We start from the raw sequence: 522 nt of genomic DNA, 5'->3' as shown, positions 1-522 counted from the left end.
AGTTTCATAAGCATCATCCTTGCTTTTTGCAATCGCGCACATGCGCATGGCGTGTGTAACACGCAAACCAGGCCGCCGGAAGTGTCTCGCCGTGATCAGTCTTCGATCTCGCCGCGACGGCTGGCAGCACGCACTGCCTGCGCGGTGGTCGCCACACCCAGCCGTTGCCGCGCGTGGCGCAGGTGGTTCTCCACGGTGCGCGTGGAAAGCCCAAGCGTGGCCGCGATCTCAGCTTGGCGACGGCCAGCGGCGACCCAGCGCAGCACTTCGCGCTCGCGGTTGCTCAGTGCGCTTCCTGAAAGCTCGGCAGGCGATTCGGCCAGATGGCGCGCGGCCCGGAATGCTGCAGCTGCAGCAGCTTCCAGCTGCAGGCGCGCGCTGGCCGATGCATCGATCGCTGTCCCGGCAAAACTGATCGCGCCTTCCAGACCGGTGGTGCCGAACACCGGCACCTGCAGACCGTGCAGGCCTTCACCACGTGGCTGCTTCACCACCTGATAGCGTTCGCCGCGAACACCCTGG

General features: G+C 65.7%; 1 protein-coding gene. It reads right to left on the bottom strand.

All coding sequences use genetic code 11. From position 1 onward, the window contains the following. Nucleotides 1–95 precede the first annotated feature (95 nt). A partial coding sequence (locus WDC87_RS21935) for a helix-turn-helix transcriptional regulator (RefSeq protein ID WP_336331346.1) occupies nucleotides 96–522 on the bottom strand: 427 nt, incomplete at its 5' end.

The sequence above is a fragment of the Stenotrophomonas maltophilia group sp. Smal12 genome (assembly GCF_037079935.1).
GTDB lineage: Bacteria > Pseudomonadota > Gammaproteobacteria > Xanthomonadales > Xanthomonadaceae > Stenotrophomonas > Stenotrophomonas sepilia.
Note: the sequence above shows the minus strand (reverse complement) of the source record. Positions and strands in the feature narration are given on the sequence as shown.